Genomic DNA, 14,724 nt, shown 5'->3' on the forward strand with positions numbered 1-14,724 from the left:
TAATAAAACACCATAATAATTATTTTTTAAACATAATTTTAATCCAAAATAAATAAATGCAGTTATTATTGGTAATATTATAGCAATTAGTAAAGCAATTGTACTAGGTAAATCCATTTTTAACTCCTTTGTAAATTAATAGTAAAATTATAACAAAGAATATTAAATTATCTATTGTTAAATATTAATTTTGTAACTTTTAAAGTTGAATTAGAAATGTATCTTTTACCATATCCAACTTTTTCACCAACCGCATCTCCATAAATTGCTTCTATTTTCCCAAGATTTATGTATATATTAAATTTTCATATTAAATTATTATTTTTACTAATATCTAATATATTAATGCCACATGCACTATCTGTTGTTAATTCTTCTTTTATTCCATAATAACTTTCAGTTAATGTAAATGTATAACCAGCAAGATTATAATCAGATAATATTGTTGAATTATAAGCATATCCAAAAGCAGAGTAAGGTTGAACATTAGGAACTAATTTTCAATCTTTAACATTTTTATCTTGTGGATTTGAAAATATTAAATCTTTTAAATTAATAGTTATACTTGTAGTTTCTACTTCTTTTGCTGGATTAAAACTTTCTGTTGTATTAAAATTTATACCTTGTTCATTGTGTTTATTTTCAATTGTTTCAAAATTATATTCATAATAAATAGTAAAACTTTTATAATAGACTTGGTGCAAAACCTTTAATTTTAACAATTTAACGATTATTATTAATATTAAAGGTGATAGTTATTATGTTGAAAAAATATAAAGATGATCAAGAATTTTATAGTTTAGTCGGCATAAAGCCACAAACATTTTATAAAATGCTTGAAATTTTAAAAATTGCTGAGTCTAAACAAAAATATTATGGTGGTAGAAAAAATAAAATTGTAATTGAAGAGCGTTTATTAATGACTTTAGAATATTGAAAAGACTATAGTAGTTATAGAGTTATTGCAAAAAGATATAATATTAGTCATACTAGTTGCATTTTTTAATTTTCAAAAAAACTCTTGATGAAATAAAAAAAATCATCAACCTGGCCTAAAATTTGATTTTATTTAATTTTGGGATTTATTTTTTTTACAAACTGAAATATAATGCTTCAGATTTTGCATAAGGTGATATTTTATAATGTTGGTATTTAAATTTTCATAAATTGAGGTAATTTTGAATATTGGTAAATCCAATGCCATGATAATGAGTAATAAATTCTTTTAAACTTGATTGTATTTTACTGATATTACTTAAATTTTTATAATTTAATTCTTTATTTTCTTTTGATTTAAATTTCTTGAGAGTACATTTTGTTTGTTTAGCTACTGTATCATATAGTATTTGCATATCACAAACTATAATTGATTTTTCTTCGATAAGCTTAGATGTTAAATTTTCTTGTACTCATTTTTTTGTTAATCTTTTAGTATTTGTTGTTTGATCATAAATATTTTTATTTTCATCAATTGCCATTTCAATACAACAGTTTAAATCTTTAGCATTTTCTTCAATTCATTTTTTTCTTGGATCATCTGGATTTTTGAAATTTCCTTTATGAATTTCTTTGATAAAAGTTTCATCAATTTCAATTCTACCTTTTAATTTTGTGAATGGTTTTTGTGTTTTTGCTAATTGTGATGATTTCATAAATTTTTGACGATTAAATCATGCTGATGTTTTTGAAATTTTAGCAAATTGAGAAATAGTATAAGCAGATTGACCTAACAATGACAATCAAATTATTCAATCTCATTGTTCATGAGATAAATGACTTCAATGTAAAAAATGATTTCTTAAAGCATCAAAGCTACTTTTACAATCTTTGCATAAATATTTTTGCTTATTATTCTTAAAACAATTTTTGACACATCAATAAGATTTACAATTTGGACATTGAATTCCTTTTTCTTTAAATTTTTTATCAATTGCATCTAATTTTTCTTTTTTCTCAATTTGTTTAATTCTATTTTTAAAATGTCTAATAATTTTTATAAATTCTTCATCTTTTTTGTTTTTTAAAACATCAATTAATTCATTATTAGTCACAAAAAATCACCCCTGATATAAAAATATTACTTTTAATTTAAAATTAAAAGTAATATCAAGATTTTTTGTGAAAATTAAAAGATATTAGTGAAAGTGTTATTAGTCAAATTACTGATGATGTTATTGATGATGTTAAAGCATGGCAAAATCGGCCATTAGAAAGTATTTATCCGATTGTTTATTTTGATTGTATAGTAGTTAAAGTACTACAAGATAAACGGATTATTAACAAATCAGTTTATATAGCGCTAGGAGTTGATTTAGAAGGTAAAAAAGATGTTTTAGGTTTATGAATTAGTGAAAATGAAGGTTCTAAATTTTGATTATCTAATTTTACAGAAATGAAAAATCGAGGCTTAAATGATATTCTTAATGCTTGTAGTGATAATTTAACAGGCATGTCAGAAGCAATACAATCAGTTTATCCTAAAACCGAACATCAATTATGCATAGTTCATCAAATTAGAAATAATTTAAAATATGTTTCATACAAACATCGAAAATCTCTAGTTACAGATTTAAAACCAATTTATAGTGCATGTAGTGAAGAACAAGCAATGCAAGCTTTAGAATCGTTTGAAAATAAATGAAATAAACAATATCCTCAAATTACTAAATCTTGATATAAAAATTGAGATAATTTAATGGTTTTTATTAGTTATCCACCAGAAATTAAAAGAGTAATTTATACTACAAATGCTATTGAATCTGTTAATAGTCAATTACGAAAAGTTATTAGAAATAAAAAAGTTTTTCCTAACGATATGGCAGTTTTCAAAATATTTTACTTAGCAATTGAAAATATAACAAAAAAATGAACAATGCCTATTCAAAATTGAAATACAGCAATTGCTCATTTTATGATAAAATTTGAAGACAGAATTAATCTAAACTAGTACCTTGTAAAACAAAGATACACAGATTACATAAAAGCCTCTTTTTTGTTAAATCTTTTTTTTCAGGTAAATTAAAAATTCCGCTTTTTATTAAAATATTTTCAATTCAAAAAATATTACGAATGCAACTAGTATGACTAATATTATATCTTTTTGCAATAACTCTATAACTACTATAGTCTTTTCAATATTCTAAAGTCATTAATAAACGCTCTTCAATTACAATTTTATTTTTTCTACCACCATAATATTTTTGTTTAGACTCAGCAATTTTTAAAATTTCAAGCATTTTATAAAATATTTGTGGCTTTATGCCGACTAAACTATAAAATTCTTGATCATCTTTATATTTTTTCAACATAATAACTATCACCTTTAATATTAATAATAATCGTTAAATTTTTAAAATTAAAGGTTTTGCACCAAGTCTATTATATAATAAGATAAATGATTATTTAGATAAACAAGAAAAAAATGATTAAAAATAAAAATTGCATTGTTTGTAATAATGAATTTACTATAAGTATTATTGATGTTGATAGTTCTTTTTACTTATATCATTGTAGTGGAATATGTTATGAAAAAACTTTGATAAAATATAAATATTAATGTTATAATGAAATGAACTTACTTATGTAAGTATATGAAATAAAAAAGTTCTCAAAATTATGTAATTGTTAGGTTGGCACCTAATTAAAAAGTTACCAATAAGGTAACTTTTTTTATGTAAAAAATCCCTAATTAAAGGGATTAGATAGGAAAGCGATAGACCTTATCCTACTACTTTTAAAGTAGGTACTTTTTACATACTTATATTATATCATATTTTCTATATTTAATATAGATAATTTGAGGATTTTATGTAATCTGTGTATCTTTGTTTTACAAGGTACTAGTTTAGATTAATTCTGTCTTCAAATTTTATCATAAAATGAGCAATTTCTGTATTTCAATTTTGAATAGGCATTGTTCATTTTTTTGTTATATTTTCAATTGCTAAGTAAAATATTTTGAAAACCGCCATATCGTTAGGAAAAACTTTTTTATTTCTAATAACTTTTCGTAATTGACTATTAACAGATTCAATAGCATTTGTAGTATAAATTACTCTTTTAATTTCTGGTGGATAACTAATAAAAACCATTAAATTATCTCCATTTTGATATCAAGATTTAGTAATTTGAGGATATTGTTTATTTCATTTATTTTCAAACGATTCTAAAGCTTGCATTGCTTGTTCTTCACTACATGCACTATAAATTGGTTTTAAATCTGTAACTAGAGATTTTCGATGTTTGTATGAAACATATTTTAAACTATTTCTAATTTGATGAACTATGCATAATTGATGTTCGGTTTTAGGATAAACTGATTGTATTGCTTCTGACATGCCTGTTAAATTATCACTACAAGCAATAATAATATCATTTAAGCCTCGATTTTTCATTTCTGTAAAATTAGATAATCAAAATTTAGAACCTTCATTTTCACTAATTCATAAACCTAAAACATCTTTTTTACCTTCTAAATCAACTCCTAGTGCTATATAAACTGATTTGTTAATAATCCGTTTATCTTGTCGTACTTTAACTACTATACAATCAAAATAAACAATCGGATAAATACTTTCTAATGGCCGATTTTGCCATGCTTTGACATCATCAATAACATCATCAGTAATTTGACTAATAACACTTTCACTAATATCTGAACCATGATATAACTCTCGCAATCGCGTTCTAATATCTGATAATGTCATACCTTTTGCATATAGCGAAAGAACTTGTTGATCAAAACCATCAAATCTTCTTTGTCTTTTTGGCACTATTACAAGAGTAAAATTACTATTACGATCTCGTGGTACATCGATCTCAATTTTACCTTCTTGAGTTATTAATTTTTTTGAAGTTATGCCATTACGAGCATTTTCACTATTACTATGTTGATTTTTTTCATATCCTAAATAATTTTGCATTTCAGAATTCAACATTTTTTCCACTAATCTTTTTGTTAATTCTTTATATAAACCTCCTTCTTTAAAAACTGTTGTTAAATCTTCAGTATTTTCTAGTAATAAATCTACTGCTTGTGATATTGGATCATTATTATTAATGTTTTGTTTTTTAACCATTTGTAACTCACTCTTTCTAGTCATTTAATTATATTTACTAGAATTAATTAAACATATTTATTTTTGTAAGTTACACAGATTACTAAACATTACCGATAATTTAGTTATTATTTCATTCAATATTTTTATAATCATTTAATAATTCAATTATTTCATTTATAAAATTTTCATTAAATGAACTAGATAATGCTATATTTTCATAAATTAAATCATTTTCAAAATCTAATTTAATATTTTTATCTTTATCTACTTTTAATTTAATTAAAAATTCACGTTTAGTCATTATTTACTCCTTATTTTCATTATTAAGATATTCTATTATTTTATTTATTCTTTCATTTATTATTTCAAACATTTCTTTATGAATATCTAACATATTATGAAAATGATTTTCTTGCATATCTATTATTTTTCTTAAATGTTTAAAATCTATATTTTGCATTTTTAAAATATGTTTTTCTTTTATTTTAATTATTAAAAATAAATTAATAGTTCACATTATACTTATAATAATTCATATTATTAATGCATATTCATATCAATTCATAATTACTCCTTATTTTTATATTCATTTTTTATTTCTTTTATTTTATTTTTAAATTGTTTTTTATGAAAATAACACATATTAAAAAATTGAACTACACCATCTTCTACGTTTAAAGTTTTTAAAGTAACTAATACTTTACTATTACAATCTTTAACAATACATTTAAGTAATACTTTTTCTTGTTTTTGTTTTTGCATTAATCAAATTCTCCATTTTCAATTTTATCCATTAGTAAATTAATTTTAATTACTGGTAAATTTATTAAATCATTTTCAAAATTAATAAATTCTTTTCTTAAAAATTTAATTATTTTTTGTTTATATTGATTTATAGCAAATTCTTTTCTTTCTTGATTTATTTTATTAATTATTTTTCAATGATTTTCACAATAAACTCTATTATTATTCAAATCTTTATGTGGTTGAATTTTACTATATTCTTCACATCTTATATTATTTTCATAATAATCACATTGTCATCTTATTATCATCATTATTTATTCTCCTTATTTAAATAATATCAACCAATTAATAAACTATCTGCTTCATCATGATTAGTAATATTAAAATCTCATTCATTTTCTGAAATAATGATTTGTGCCATTGCTAATGATGTTTCTTTTGTTCATTTTTCATTTTTAATATCTCAATATGCTCCAAAAGGTCTATTTTTATATCATTTCTTTCATTCACTTGGACTTATTAACATATTTTTTGTTAATAATTTATTAAATTGTCCTGCAATAAAACCACGTAAATGTTCTTGTGTTTCATAACCAATTCCATTTTTTGAATGAAAAGTACCACGTTCAATAATTAAATCAAAATCACGATAACTACAAAAATTTAATACTCCATCTACATCTAAATGTTTATCAAATTCATATTCACTATATTTATTAAAACAAAAACTTTTAACAAATATTGGTTTTCAAATTATTTCATTTTCATAGCAATTTTGACATTCTTTAATAATTTTTAATGAAGCATTATCATCATTATGAATTTCACAATATACATATTGTCTAGTAGGTCAATAATTTAAATTTTTATCATATTTATATTCTTTTTCTCATAAAGTAAATCCAGTATTTTTAATACTTGGGTCAATTGAAAGTAAATAATTAGTCATTATCAAAGTCTCCATTTTTTATTGAAATTCATAAAATTTTAATAAAATCAATTTCACCTTTTATATATTGTTGCAAATCTTGATAAAATTCATCATTATATTGTTCTTCAGCATTTTTTAATTTGCTATTAAGATATTTAAATAATTTTTCTTTATTCATTATTATTTCTCCTTAATTTAAACTTAATCTTTTTAATATTTTCATTAATTGTTTATCTTTTTTTTGCAACTTTAATTCCATGTTCAACTAATTTATTATCATATTTAAATTGTTTTCTTTTATTCATTTTTAAACACTACTTTATCTAATTTCTTAATATTTTCTTTTAATTTTTGAAAATTAGTATTATTTTCTATTTCTATATTATTGTTTGGATTATCAATATATATTTTTTTATTTTCAGTAATAATTGCTTGGTCACTTTCATATGCAATTTGCATTTCAGTACTCATAATTCCCCATTTTCTTAATAATTGAGTTAATACAGTTTTTAACGCCATACTATCAAAATCACTAACAATAAATTCTTTATTTTTTGCATAAGTTTTTGAATATTTTAAAAAATGTTTTTCTATTTGTTCTTTTGACATATATAAAGTTTTTTCAAAACCATTTACTAATTGAAAATATGCTACATAACCAATAATGGGTTGTTTTAATCTTTCTAAATCATCTTGTATTCAATTAAATTCAATTCCCTTAAGTCTATCTACTTTTTTAATTTCTGTTAATCTAACATCACTTACATTAATTTCTTTATATTGTTGTGAACGTAATGCTAATTGAATATAACCTTTATATCCCATTTGAAATTGAGCATTATTTACTTTTGTATTACTATCTCAATAAGGTACAATATAACAATAACCAAAATTCTTTTCTAATGGTAAATTCAATAATACTGCTTGATAACAACTATTAATAATTGTTTCTGGATATGCTTTATCTAAACCATATTGATTTGAAATTGCTAATACATTACTTTTAAATTTTTGAATTTCTAAATTATTAATAATACCTTTTTGTCTAATAAATTTTTCTACATTACAATTATTAATATTTTTAACTAATAATTCATTTGTCATTTTATTTTAATTCCCTTCATGTTCAAATTGCTTTTTCTCATTCAATTAATAATTCATTTGTTATTTCTACTTTTATTAATTCAATTTCATTTTCTTTAATTCAACATATAAAATGTATATTTGATAATTCATAATTATTATTTTTTAATAATCAATAATATGCTATTATTTGTAATTTTGATTTTTCTAATAATTCTTTACTAAAAACTTTATAAGTTTTAAAATCAATTATTGTATATAAATTTAATTTTTCATTTTTAAATATTAAATCAGGTGTTCCTGCAACAATATCATAATTAAATGCTTTTTCAATAATATATTGTGCATTTTCAATAAATTTAGAAGGTAAATATTCTAATAATGTATAACAATAATTTAAATAATTTTCTGGAAATAAATCTTTAATAATATTTTTAATTTGATTATTTATATTTTTAATAGTGATATTTTTAAAATATAATTCTGCTACTTTATGAACTACATTACCACGAATTCTTGCATTATGAATATTAAAACAATATTTACATTTATTACATTTACAATATGAATTACCTAAATAATAATCAAGTATTTTACTTACTGATATTAATTCTTTATTTTGAATAAAATATTGATGTGTTTCTTTTTTAAAAATTAAATTATTTTTTTGATTATTTAATTGCATTTTTAATTAAATTATTTACAAAACTATTAATTGTAATATCTTCTTCTAAACACATCTTTTTTAATTCATAATAATCATTTTTATTTAATCTAATATGAATTTGTTTAATAATTAAATCTTCTGATTTCTTTTTAGGTGCTGCTACCATATTTATTCATCTCCTTTAACCTTTAATAATTCTTTTATAATAGACTTGGTGCAAAACCTTTAATTTTAACAATTTAACAATTATTATTAATATTAAAGGTGATAGTTATTATGTTGAAAAAATATAAAGATGATCAAGAATTTTATAGTTTAGTCGGCATAAAGCCACAAACATTTTATAAAATGCTTGAAATTTTAAAAATTGCTGAGTCTAAACAAAAATATTATGGTGGTAGAAAAAATAAAATTGTAATTGAAGAGCGTTTATTAATGACTTTAGAATATTGAAAAGACTATAGTAGTTATAGAGTTATTGCAAAAAGATATAATATTAGTCATACTAGTTGCATTCGTAATATTTTTTGAATTGAAAATATTTTAATAAAAAGCGGAATTTTTAATTTACCCGGAAAAAAAGATTAGACTTGGTGCAAAACTAAGGTAATTCAAAATTATATATTCCTGCTATTAAATTAAATCTTAATGCAAATCTTCGTATTTTATTGCGATATTTTAAACTTAAAATTTTAAAACGTTTTAGTTTAGCAAATACGTGTTCAATTTTAATTCTAATTTTACTTAAAGTTTTATTGTATTCTTTTTGAATTGGTGTTAATTGATTGTATTTACTTTTTTTAAATGGCAAAAATGTATTTTTATGAATATTTTGTATACCTTGATAAACTGAATCAACAAAAACTTGTTTTTCTGGATGAATAAAAGTTTTAGATTTTAGAAGCAATTTAAAATCATGAATGCTTCCAAAACAAAAAGCAGTTGAAATAATTTTTCCATTGGAAATATCAATAATTATTTGGGATTTGAGAGAATGATGTTTCTTTTTACCTGAAAAAATTAATTTTAGTTTTTTTTAATTCTTTCAATTGGAGTTTCAGTAGCATCAATAGCTAACAAATTATTATTAGTACCTTTATTTTTTGTTAAATCTTTTTTTCCGGGTAAATTAAAAATTCCGCTTTTTATTAAAATATTTTCAATTCAAAAAATATTACGAATGCAACTAGTATGACTAATATTATATCTTTTTGCAATAACTCTATAACTACTATAGTCTTTTCAATATTCTAAAGTCATTAATAAACGCTCTTCAATTACAATTTTATTTTTTCTACCACCATAATATTTTTGTTTAGACTCAGCAATTTTTAAAATTTCAAGCATTTTATAAAATGTTTGTGGCTTTATGCCGACTAAACTATAAAATTCTTGATCATCTTTATATTTTTTCAACATAATAACCATCACCTTTAATATTAATAATAATCGTTAAATTGTTAAAATTAAAGGTTTTGCACCAAGTCTATTGAAGTCATTTATCTCATGAACAATGAGATTGAATAATTTGATTTTCATTGTTAGGTCAATCTGCTTATACTATTTCTCAATTTGCTAAAATTTCAAAAACATCAGCATGATTTAATCGTCAAAAATTTATGAAATCATCACAATTAGCAAAAACACAAAAACCATTCACAAAATTAAAAGGTAGAATTGAAATTGATGAAACTTTTATCAAAGAAATTCATAAAGGAAATTTCAAAAATACAGATGATCCAAGAAAAAAATTTTAATTTTCAAAAAAACTCTTGATGAAATAAAAAAAATCATCAACCTGGCCTAAAATTTGATTTTATTTAATTTTGGGATTTATTTTTTTTACAAACTGAAATATAATGCTTCAGATTTTGCATAAGGTGATATTTTATAATGTTGGTATTTAAATTTTCATAAATTGAGGTAATTTTGAATATTGGTAAATCCAATGCCATGATAATGAGTAATAAATTCTTTTAAACTTGATTGTATTTTACTGATATTACTTAAATTTTTATAATTTAATTCTTTATTTTCTTTTGATTTAAATTTCTTGAGAGTACATTTTGTTTGTTTAGCTACTGTATCATATAGTATTTGCATATCACAAACTATAATTGATTTTTCTTCGATAAGCTTAGATGTTAAATTTTCTTGTACTCATTTTTTTGTTAATCTTTTAGTATTTGTTGTTTGAGCATAAATATTTTTATTTTCATCAATTGCCATTTCAATACAACAGTTTAAATCTTTAGCATTTTCTTCAATTCATTTTTTTCTTGGATCATCTGGATTTTTGAAATTTCCTTTATGAATTTCTTTGATAAAAGTTTCATCAATTTCAATTCTACCTTTTAATTTTGTGAATGGTTTTTGTGTTTTTGCTAATTGTGATGATTTCATAAATTTTTGACGATTAAATCATGCTGATGTTTTTGAAATTTTAGCAAATTGAGAAATAGTATAAGCGGATTGACCTAACAATGACAATCAAATTATTCAATCTCATTGTTCATGAGATAAATGACTTCAATGTAAAAAATGATTTCTTAAAGCATCAAAGCTACTTTTACAATCTTTGCATAAATATTTTTGCTTATTATTCTTAAAACCATTTTTTACACATCAATAAGATTTACAATTTGGACATTGAATTCCTTTTTCTTTAAATTTTTTATCAATTGCATCTAATTTTTCTTTTTTCTCAATTTGTTTAATTCTATTTTTAAAATGTCTAATAATTTTTATAAATTCTTCATTTTTTTTGTTTTTTAAAACATCAATTAATTCATTATTAGTCACAAAAAATCACCCCTGATATAAAAATATTACTTTTAATTTTAAATTAAAAGTAATATCAAGATTTTTTGTGAAAATTAAAAGAAAAAAATGAATTGAAGAAAATGCTAAAGATTTAAACTGTTGTATTGAAATGGCAATTGATGAAAATAAAAATATTTATGCTCAAACAACAAATACTAAAAGATTAACAAAAAAATGAGTACAAGAAAATTTAACATCTAAGCTTATCGAAGAAAAATCAATTATAGTTTGTGATATGCAAATACTATATGATACAGTAGCTAAACAAACAAAATGTACTCTCAAGAAATTTAAATCAAAAGAAAATAAAGAATTAAATTATAAAAATTTAAGTAATATCAGTAAAATACAATCAAGTTTAAAAGAATTTATTACTCATTATCACGGCATTGGATTTACCAATATTCGAAATTACCTCAATTTATGAAAATTTAAATACCAACATTATGAAATATCACCTTATGCAAAATCTGAAGCATTATATTTCAGTTTGTAAAAAAAATAAATCCCGAAATTAAATAAAATCAAATTTTAGGCCAGGTTGATGATTTTTTTTATTTCATCAAGAGTTTTTTTGAAAATTAAAACAATATCCTCAAATTACTAAATATTGATATAAAAATTGAGATAATTTAATGGTTTTTATTAGTTATCTACCAGAAATTAAAAGAGTAATTTATACTACAAATGCTATTGAATCTGTTAATAGTCAATTACGAAAAGTTATTAGAAATAAAAAAGTTTTTCCTAACGATATGGCAGTTTTCAAAATATTTTACTTAGCAATTGAAAATATAACAAAAAAATGAACAATGCCTATTCAAAATTGAAATACAGCAATTGCTCATTTTATGATAAAATTTGAAGACAGAATTAATCTAAACTAGTACCTTGTAAAACAAAGATACACAGATTACATAAAAGCCTCAACTTTTTTTATGTTAAAGTTTTAATAAATTTTAGAACTTCATCATAATTTGGTTCTAATGTTACTTCTTTAACAATTTGTAAATATATAACTTTATTATTTTTATCAACAATGATAATAGTACGTGCTAATAATTGGATTTCATCAATTAATAAATTAGTAGTATTACTAAAATTATTTTCATTATTACGATAATCACTTCAAATATGAAAATTATTATTCATTTTTAGTTTTTCACAAAAGCGACTTTGAGCAAATGGTAAATCTTTGGAAATAGTAATGATAACTAAATATTTTAATTTAGTAGCCTCTTTATTAAAGTGTATAGTTTGTAAAGCACAAGTTTTAGTATCAATGCTGGGTACACTAGAAATAATCTTAAATTTATTAGTGAATGGTTCTAAATTCATATTATCCATTGTTTTATTAACTGCAGAAAATGATAAAGTATCTCCAACTTTGATTATTTCATTTTTAATATGAACGGGTTTACCTTTAATTGTTAATTGCAACATAATATTTTTTTCTCCCTTTTTATCAAATGTATTTATAATATTATTATAACTAAATTTATTAAAGATAATCTATTAAGGAGTAACAAAGTGTTAAAAATTTTAAATAAATTTAAAATTGCTATTCAAGAATTTAAAATGGTTTTTAAAGCAGTGGGGACTAAACACATTTATAAAAATAAAAGAACAATTATTAAAAGTATTGCACTATGTTTTATTCCGTTTTTATATGCTTTTATTGCTTTATGAGCTTTTTTTAATCCATTGGGAAATATTAATCGTTTACCAATTGCTTTAGTTAATAACGATAGTTCTGCAGTAGGAATTAATCGTGTTATTAATCGACATAATTTAAATTTGGATAATGAAAATCCTAATAGTAGTGGTGCTTATGAATTTAAAATTAATGATTTACAAATTAACAATGAGAAAAAAACATTTACTGTTTATTATTATGATGATTGAAAAAGTTATTATCAACATCAAAATGACAAAACTTTTTTAACTGAAATTATTCTTGATAGTTGTTTTACTAAGAATTTTAATGATTTTTTTAAACAAGCTTTTAAAGTAGTTATTGATAATATTAAAACTCCAGAAAGAATTTGGAATCTTATTAATCAAATTACTATTAGACCAAAAATTAGTTTACAAGCTTCATATAAAGTTAGTCCGATTTTAGGTGAAATTAATGATTTTGCTTTAAATGCATTAAAAGATAATATTTTTAGTAAGTTTTTACCTGTTGTTATTAGTGATCAAGTATTTGATTATTGAGATAAAGATGCTTCTGATTCAGGTTATCACCATTTACAACCAATTTTAAAAGAAATTTATGGTATTCTTTCAATTGTTGTTCCTGGTTTAGGTCCTCATGCCGAACAATTTAATGATAATATTGATAGTGTAACAAGAAACGAAGAGATTAAACATATTAAAGTTTTAGAACATGATTATTGAATGAATCATACTTTATTGGCGCCTATTAACTTTATTAATTTTAATATTAATATTGAAGGTCAAGATAAATCTCCTTATGGATTTGGTTTGGGTCCATATTTCATGTGTATTGGAATGTGAGTAGGTACTTTATTATTAACTTTTACTTTTATTAGAAATAAAGATATTCCGAAAACTAAATTTTGATCAAACTATTTAGCTAAATCAGCATGAATGATTATTTTTGGTTTAATTCAGTCAACAATTTTAGTAACTTCATTATTACTATTATTTAATAATATTGATTTATGACAACGATTTTGACAAATGTTTTTATACATGTGATTAATAGCAATTATTTTTGATTTGGTTGTTCAATCAATTGCTCACATGTTTCGTAATCATGATTTGGGTAGATTTTTAATTGTTATTCTTTTAATACTACAACTTTCTTCATCAAGTGGTACTTTTCCTGTTGAATTAGAACCCAAGTTTTTTCAAGTAATGTATAATTTTTTACCATTTAGTTATGCAATAAAAGGATTAAGAGAAATTCTTATTAATCCTAATCCAATGACTATTTTATGAAGTATTGGTTGTTTATTAATATTTATTATTATTTTAGTACCATTATCGTTGTTACTTAATTGATGACATGATCATAAAGATGCAAAAAATGAAGTCGGAAATAAAAAAAATAAATTAGTTGTTAATAATTCTTCATCATTAAAAAATAAAAATACTACTGATGAGAACTAAACATTATATTTTTAGGTGTCCTTTTTATTAATACTTTCTAATAAAAATAGAGTACTTAAAAGAATGTTGTATATTATTTTTTTCAATTATAAACTTAAATTAATATCTACCAAAGATATATCTTTTGTAGATATTAATTTATAAAATAAAAAACATAAATATTTAAAAAAAATAATAAAAAAGTAAAAGAGGAAAAAAAACTTATACATTTTAAAAAATAATAAAAAAGTAAAAGAGGAAAAAAACTTATGCATTTTAAAAAATTATTAACAATG

22 protein-coding genes and 2 pseudogenes are annotated in these 14,724 nt (G+C 21.4%); 7 read left to right on the plus strand and 17 right to left on the minus strand.

Annotated elements, in window-relative coordinates:
* Positions 1 to 167: 167 nt before the first annotated feature.
* Entirely contained in the window at positions 168 to 704 is a 537-nt protein-coding gene (locus AAHM78_RS11150; RefSeq protein WP_342253082.1) for a hypothetical protein, read from the minus strand.
* Positions 705 to 760: 56 nt separating this feature from the next.
* Here AAHM78_RS11150 and AAHM78_RS11155 point away from each other — a divergent pair, with 56 nt between their 5' ends.
* Positions 761 to 1,006: a transposase family protein gene (locus tag AAHM78_RS11155; protein ID WP_342253212.1), complete on the plus strand. Its 246-nt coding sequence runs from the start codon at positions 761 to 763 to the stop codon at positions 1,004 to 1,006.
* An 85-nt stretch (positions 1,007 to 1,091) separates the two neighbouring features.
* Here AAHM78_RS11155 and AAHM78_RS11160 read toward each other — a convergent pair whose 3' ends face one another.
* The gene (locus AAHM78_RS11160; RefSeq protein WP_342253213.1) at positions 1,092 to 2,051 is read right to left on the minus strand and encodes an IS1595 family transposase; all 960 of its coding nucleotides are present in this window, start codon (positions 2,049 to 2,051) and stop codon (positions 1,092 to 1,094) included.
* 80 nt (positions 2,052 to 2,131) lie between these two features.
* On the opposite strand from AAHM78_RS11160, the pseudogene AAHM78_RS11165 reads away from it, so the two are divergent.
* Positions 2,132 to 2,947: pseudogene (locus tag AAHM78_RS11165) on the plus strand (IS256 family transposase); the annotation flags it as partial.
* Here AAHM78_RS11165 and AAHM78_RS11170 read toward each other — a convergent pair.
* The 11 genes from AAHM78_RS11170 to AAHM78_RS11220 all read right to left on the minus strand — a co-directional run bounded on the left by AAHM78_RS11170 (position 2,934) and on the right by AAHM78_RS11220 (position 8,654).
* The gene (locus AAHM78_RS11170) at positions 2,934 to 3,308 is read right to left on the minus strand and encodes a transposase family protein (protein WP_342253215.1); all 375 of its coding nucleotides are present in this window, start codon (positions 3,306 to 3,308) and stop codon (positions 2,934 to 2,936) included. The pseudogene AAHM78_RS11165 and the gene AAHM78_RS11170 overlap by 14 nt on opposite strands.
* A gap of 531 nt (positions 3,309 to 3,839) precedes the next feature.
* A complete protein-coding gene (locus AAHM78_RS11175) occupies positions 3,840 to 5,078 on the minus strand; it encodes an IS256 family transposase (protein WP_342255153.1) in 1,239 nt (412 codons plus the stop codon).
* Positions 5,079 to 5,178: 100 nt separating this feature from the next.
* Positions 5,179 to 5,361 (minus strand): hypothetical protein, encoded by a 183-nt coding sequence (locus tag AAHM78_RS11180; protein WP_342253089.1) that lies wholly within the window; start codon positions 5,359 to 5,361, stop codon positions 5,179 to 5,181.
* Between the two features lie 3 nt (positions 5,362 to 5,364).
* A complete protein-coding gene (locus AAHM78_RS11185; RefSeq protein ID WP_342253090.1) occupies positions 5,365 to 5,625 on the minus strand; it encodes a hypothetical protein in 261 nt (86 codons plus the stop codon).
* 2 nt (positions 5,626 to 5,627) lie between these two features.
* Entirely contained in the window at positions 5,628 to 5,822 is a 195-nt protein-coding gene (locus tag AAHM78_RS11190) for a hypothetical protein (RefSeq protein ID WP_342253091.1), read from the minus strand.
* Entirely contained in the window at positions 5,822 to 6,118 is a 297-nt protein-coding gene (locus AAHM78_RS11195) for a hypothetical protein (protein WP_342253216.1), read from the minus strand. Before AAHM78_RS11195 ends, AAHM78_RS11190 begins: the two co-directional genes overlap by 1 nt.
* Positions 6,118 to 6,756: a hypothetical protein gene (locus AAHM78_RS11200; protein ID WP_342253093.1), complete on the minus strand. Its 639-nt coding sequence runs from the start codon at positions 6,754 to 6,756 to the stop codon at positions 6,118 to 6,120. Before AAHM78_RS11200 ends, AAHM78_RS11195 begins: the two co-directional genes overlap by 1 nt.
* Entirely contained in the window at positions 6,749 to 6,916 is a 168-nt protein-coding gene (locus tag AAHM78_RS11205) for a hypothetical protein (protein ID WP_342253094.1), read from the minus strand. The genes AAHM78_RS11200 and AAHM78_RS11205 overlap by 8 nt, the downstream gene beginning before the upstream one ends.
* A 119-nt stretch (positions 6,917 to 7,035) precedes the next feature.
* The gene (locus tag AAHM78_RS11210) at positions 7,036 to 7,842 is read right to left on the minus strand and encodes a recombinase RecT (protein WP_342253095.1); all 807 of its coding nucleotides are present in this window, start codon (positions 7,840 to 7,842) and stop codon (positions 7,036 to 7,038) included.
* A gap of 1 nt (position 7,843) precedes the next feature.
* Complete coding sequence (locus AAHM78_RS11215) at positions 7,844 to 8,506, minus strand: PD-(D/E)XK nuclease family protein (RefSeq protein ID WP_342253096.1); 663 nt, start codon at positions 8,504 to 8,506, stop codon at positions 7,844 to 7,846.
* Complete coding sequence (locus AAHM78_RS11220; RefSeq protein ID WP_342253097.1) at positions 8,493 to 8,654, minus strand: hypothetical protein; 162 nt, start codon at positions 8,652 to 8,654, stop codon at positions 8,493 to 8,495. Before AAHM78_RS11220 ends, AAHM78_RS11215 begins: the two co-directional genes overlap by 14 nt.
* Positions 8,655 to 8,764: 110 nt before the next feature.
* Here AAHM78_RS11220 and AAHM78_RS11225 point away from each other — a divergent pair, with 110 nt between their 5' ends.
* Complete coding sequence (locus tag AAHM78_RS11225; protein ID WP_342253217.1) at positions 8,765 to 9,076, plus strand: transposase family protein; 312 nt, start codon at positions 8,765 to 8,767, stop codon at positions 9,074 to 9,076.
* A 13-nt stretch (positions 9,077 to 9,089) separates the two neighbouring features.
* Here the strand turns inward: AAHM78_RS11225 and AAHM78_RS11230 are convergent, their stop codons facing one another.
* On the minus strand, positions 9,090 to 9,464 hold the full coding sequence (locus AAHM78_RS11230) for a transposase family protein (RefSeq protein ID WP_342255154.1): 375 nt from the start codon (positions 9,462 to 9,464) through the stop codon (positions 9,090 to 9,092).
* Between the two features lie 50 nt (positions 9,465 to 9,514).
* Positions 9,515 to 9,907, minus strand: a complete 393-nt coding sequence (locus tag AAHM78_RS11235; protein ID WP_342252835.1) for a transposase family protein — start codon at positions 9,905 to 9,907, stop codon at positions 9,515 to 9,517.
* Positions 9,908 to 9,963: 56 nt separating this feature from the next.
* Between AAHM78_RS11235 and AAHM78_RS11240 the strand changes: the two genes are divergently transcribed.
* Complete coding sequence (locus AAHM78_RS11240; protein ID WP_342253218.1) at positions 9,964 to 10,245, plus strand: hypothetical protein; 282 nt, start codon at positions 9,964 to 9,966, stop codon at positions 10,243 to 10,245.
* Between the two features lie 85 nt (positions 10,246 to 10,330).
* Here the strand turns inward: AAHM78_RS11240 and AAHM78_RS11245 are convergent, their stop codons facing one another.
* Positions 10,331 to 11,290, minus strand: coding sequence for an IS1595 family transposase (locus AAHM78_RS11245; RefSeq protein WP_342253219.1), 960 nt, complete (start codon positions 11,288 to 11,290; stop codon positions 10,331 to 10,333).
* A gap of 67 nt (positions 11,291 to 11,357) precedes the next feature.
* Between AAHM78_RS11245 and AAHM78_RS11250 the strand changes: the two genes are divergently transcribed.
* On the plus strand, positions 11,358 to 11,807 hold the full coding sequence (locus AAHM78_RS11250) for a hypothetical protein (RefSeq protein WP_342253220.1): 450 nt from the start codon (positions 11,358 to 11,360) through the stop codon (positions 11,805 to 11,807).
* A gap of 88 nt (positions 11,808 to 11,895) precedes the next feature.
* Positions 11,896 to 12,198 (plus strand): annotated as a pseudogene (locus tag AAHM78_RS11255) (transposase); the annotation flags it as partial.
* 49 nt (positions 12,199 to 12,247) lie between these two features.
* Here the strand turns inward: AAHM78_RS11255 and tpx are convergent.
* Positions 12,248 to 12,754 (minus strand): thiol peroxidase, encoded by a 507-nt coding sequence (tpx, locus tag AAHM78_RS11260; protein ID WP_342253222.1) that lies wholly within the window; start codon positions 12,752 to 12,754, stop codon positions 12,248 to 12,250.
* An 87-nt stretch (positions 12,755 to 12,841) separates the two neighbouring features.
* Between tpx and AAHM78_RS11265 the strand changes: the two genes are divergently transcribed.
* On the plus strand, positions 12,842 to 14,449 hold the full coding sequence (locus AAHM78_RS11265; RefSeq protein ID WP_342253223.1) for a YhgE/Pip family protein: 1,608 nt from the start codon (positions 12,842 to 12,844) through the stop codon (positions 14,447 to 14,449).
* Positions 14,450 to 14,724: the final 275 nt, after the last annotated feature.

The organism is Spiroplasma endosymbiont of Zeiraphera isertana, assembly GCF_964030805.1.
In the GTDB taxonomy this organism is placed as follows: Bacteria; Bacillota_I; Bacilli_A; order Mycoplasmatales; family VBWQ01; genus Spiroplasma_E.